The organism is Caulobacter sp. B11, assembly GCF_002737765.1.
Taxonomy (GTDB): domain Bacteria; phylum Pseudomonadota; class Alphaproteobacteria; order Caulobacterales; family Caulobacteraceae; genus Caulobacter.
The window spans coordinates 1-4266 of record NZ_PEGG01000276.1 but is presented as its reverse complement, the minus strand read 5'-3'; the positions used below and the strand labels follow the sequence as shown (position 1 = coordinate 4266).

Annotated in this window: 1 pseudogene; it reads left to right on the top strand. The window is 67.8% G+C overall.

The window, feature by feature from the left end:
* Positions 1 to 4266, top strand: a pseudogene (gene gltB, locus CSW58_RS10955) (glutamate synthase large subunit); the annotation flags it as partial.

Here is a 4266-nt window from a genome sequence, read left to right as displayed (position 1 = left end):
AACGCCAGGCCCTGATCGACGGCCATGCCTATGACCCGACCACCGAGCGCGACGCCTGCGGCGTCGGCCTGGTCTGCGCCATCGACGGCAAACCGCGTCGCGAGGTCGTCGAACTGGCCATCAAGGCGCTCAAGGCCCTTTGGCACCGGGGCGCGGTCGACGCCGACGGCAAGACCGGCGACGGCGCGGGCGTGCTGGTCTCGGTGCCGCAGGACTTCTTCATCGACCAGGTGCGCCGCACCGGCCACGCCCTGCGCCAGGGCTCGATCGCGGTCGGCCAGATCTTCCTGCCGCGCACAGACCTGGACGCCCAGGAAGCCTGCCGGACGATCGTCGAGGCCGAGGCCCTGCGCTTTGGCTTCTACATCTATGGCTGGCGGCAGGTGCCGGTCGACACCTCGGTGATCGGCGAGAAGGCCAACGCCACCCGTCCCGAGATCGAACAGATCATGCTGGCCGCGCCCAGCGACATGGACGGCCAGGCCCTGGAGCGGGCGCTGTTCCTGTGCCGCAAGCGCATCGAAAAGCGCGTTCACGCCCAGAATCTGTCCGGGTTCTACATCTGCTCCCTGTCGGCCAAGAGCCTGATCTACAAGGCATGTTCCTGGCCGAGGCGATCGACGAGTTCTATCCCGACCTCAAGGACGAGCGCTTCGCCGCCAATGTGGCGATCTTCCATCAGCGCTATTCGACCAACACCTTCCCCGAATGGCGCCTGGCCCAGCCCTTCCGGATGCTCGCCCACAACGGCGAGATCAACACCATCAAGGGCAACATCAACTGGATGAAGTCGCACGAGATCAAGATGGCGGCGGACGCCTTCGGTGAATTCGGGGACGACGTCAAACCGGTGATCCAGCCCGGCGGTTCGGACAGCGCCAGCCTGGACAACACCTTCGAGGTGCTGGTCCGCGCCGGCCGCGACGCGCCGATGGCCAAGGCCCTGCTGATGCCCGAGGCCGCCAATCCGCACCTGAAGGCCAGCCACACCGCCCTCTACTCCTACTGCAACGCGGTGATGGAGCCGTGGGACGGTCCGGCCGCCCTGTGCGCCACCGACGGCCGCTGGGTCGTGGCCGGCAAGGACCGCTCGGGCCTGCGTCCGCTGCGCGTGGCCTATACCGATGACGGCCTGGTGATCATGGGCTCGGAGGCCGGCATGTGCGGCGTCGCCGAAAGCCGCATCACCCGCAAGCTGGCCATCGCGCCAGGCCGGATGATCGCCATCGACCTGCTGGAAGGCCGGCTCTATGGCGAGGAAGAAATCATCGACGAACTGGCCGGCCGCCACCCCTATACCGAGTGGCTAGGCAACATGGTCGATCTCGAAAAGGAGATCGCGCCGGGCCCGGAGCCGCGCAGCTATGGCCGCGAGGCGCTGACCCGTCGCCAGGCCGCCGCCGGCTACAGCCTCGAGGACCTGGAGATGATCCTGGCTCCGATGGTCGAGGACGGCAAGGAAGCCATCGGCTCGATGGGCGATGACACGCCCCTGGCGGTCCTGTCCGAAAAGTACCGACCGCTCAGCCACTTCTTCCGCCAGAACTTCAGCCAGGTGACCAACCCGCCGATCGATCCCCTGCGGGAAACCGGCGTCATGAGCCTGAAGACCCGGTTCAAGAACCTCGGCAACATCCTGGCCCAGGACGCCGCCCAGGCCGATGTCTATGTGTTGCAGAGCCCGGTCCTGACCACCGGCATGTTTGTGCGCATCCATGAGCTGCTGGGCGAAAAGAACGTCGCGGTCATCGACTGCACCATGCCCCTGCCCGCGCCCGAAGCCCGGGACGGGGACGCCCTGCGGGCCAACCTTGACCGTATCCGGGCCGAGGCGGAGGACGCCGTCCTGCGCGGCTGCGGCGCGATCGTCCTGACCGACGAAGGCAGCGGGGCCCAGCGGGTCGCCCTGCCGATGATCCTGGCGACCGGCGGCGTTCACGCTCACCTGGTCGCCAAGGGCCTGCGCTCCTATGTCTCGATCATCGTCCGCTCGGCCGAGTGCATGGACACCCACTATTTCGCGGTCCTGGTCGGGGTCGGGGCGACGGCGGTCAACGCCTATCTGGCCCAGGAGAGCTTCCAGGACCGTCTCGAGCGCGGCCTGATGGGCGACAAGACGCTGCGCGACGTGTGCCTGAACTTCAAGGGCGCCATCGAAGCGGGCCTGCTGAAGATCATCTCCAAGATGGGCATCAGCGTCATCTCGTCCTATCGCGGCGGCTACAATTTCGAAGCCGTCGGCCTGTCGCGGGCCCTGGCCGCCGAATTCTTCCCTGGCATGCCGTCACGGATCTCGGGGATCGGTCTGGCCGGTCTGGAGGCCAAGGCGGTCGAGCTGCATCGCACGGCCTGGGAGGCCGGCGTCGTGACCCTGCCGGTCGGCGGTCTCTACAAGCTGCGCAAGTCGGGCGAGGCCCATGCCTTCGAGGCGCGGCTGATCCACACCCTGCAAAGCGCCTGCGACACCGGCGACTACGAGCTCTATCGCCGCTGGTCCAATGGCCTGCGCACCCAAAAGCCGATCCAGCTGCGCGACCTGCTGGACTGGCGTTCGGACCGCGCGCCGCTGTCGACCGACGACGTCGAGAGCGTCAACGAGATCCGCAAGCGCTTCGTGACCCCCGGCATGAGCCTGGGCGCCCTGGGCCCCGAGGCCCACGGCATGCTGAACATCGCCATGAACCGCATCGGGGCCAAGTCGGTCTCGGGCGAAGGCGGCGAGGACAGCGCCCGCTACAAGCCCCTGCCCAACGGCGACAATCCCAACAGCGCCATCAAGCAGGTGGCGTCGGGGCGGTTCGGGGTCACGGCCGAATATCTCAACGAATGCCGCGAGATCGAGATCAAGGTCGCCCAGGGCGCCAAGCCCGGCGAGGGCGGCCAGCTGCCCGGCTTCAAGGTCACCGAGATGATCGCCCGTCTGCGCCACGCGACGCCTGGCGTCATGCTGATCAGCCCGCCGCCGCACCACGACATCTATTCGATCGAAGACCTGGCCCAGCTGATCTATGACCTCAAGCAGATCAATCCGATCGCCCGGGTGACGGTGAAGCTGGTCGCCATGACCGGCATCGGCGCCATCGCGGCCGGCGTGGCCAAGGCCAAGGCGGATGTGATCCTGGTGGCCGGCGGCGTCGGCGGCACCGGCGCCTCGCCCCAGACCTCGGTGAAATATGCCGGCGGTCCTTGGGAGATGGGCCTGTCAGAAGCCAATCAGGTGCTGACCCTCAACAACCTGCGCCACTCCGTCGTCCTGCGGGCCGACGGCGGCATGCGCACCGGTCGCGACATCGTCATCGCCGCCATGCTGGGCGCGGAAGAGTTCGGCATCGGCACCGCCTCCCTGGTGGCCATGGGCTGCATCATGGTGCGCCAGTGCCATTCCAACACCTGCCCGGTGGGGGTCTGCACCCAGGACGAGGCCCTGCGCGCCAAGTTCACCGGCACGCCGGAGAAGGTCATCAACCTGTTCAGCTTCATCGCTGAAGAGGTCCGCGAGATCCTGGCCGGACTGGGCTTCAAGCGCCTGCAGGACATCATCGGCCGCACCGACCTGCTGGCCCAGGTCAGCCGCGGCGGCGAGCACCTCGACGACCTCGACCTCAACCCCCTGCTGGTTCGCGCCGATCCCGGCCAGAACAAGCCCTACAACACCGTGATCGGCCGCAACGAAGTGCCCGACACCCTGGACGCCCAGATCGTCCGCGACGCCGCTCCGCTGCTGGAGCGCGGCGAGAAGATGCAGCTGACCTATACGGTCCGCAGCACCGCCCGCTCGATCGGCTCGCGCACCTCCAGCCACATCGTCCGCAAGTTCGGCATGAAGGGCCTGCCCGCCGGCCACCTGACCGTCCAGCTCAAGGGCTCGGCCGGCCAGAGCCTGGGGGCCTTCGCGGTCCAGGGCCTGCGCATCGAACTGACCGGCGAGGCCAATGACTATGTCGGCAAGGGCCTGTCGGGCGCGACGATCGTCATCAAGCCCTCGCGCACCCTGGCGGCTCCGGAAAGCAACGCCCTGCTGGGCAACACCGTGCTGTTCGGCGCCACCTCCGGCCGACTGTTCGCGGCGGGCCAGGCCGGCGAACGCTTCGCGGTCCGCAATTCCGGGGCCACCACGGTGGTCGAGGGCTGCGGGGCCAATGGCTGCGAGTACATGACCGGCGGCCAGGTGGTGATCCTGGGTCCGACGGGCGGCAACTTCGGGGCCGGCATGACCGGCGGCATGGCCTTCGTGCTCGACCAGCACGACCGTTTCGAGGCTAAGCT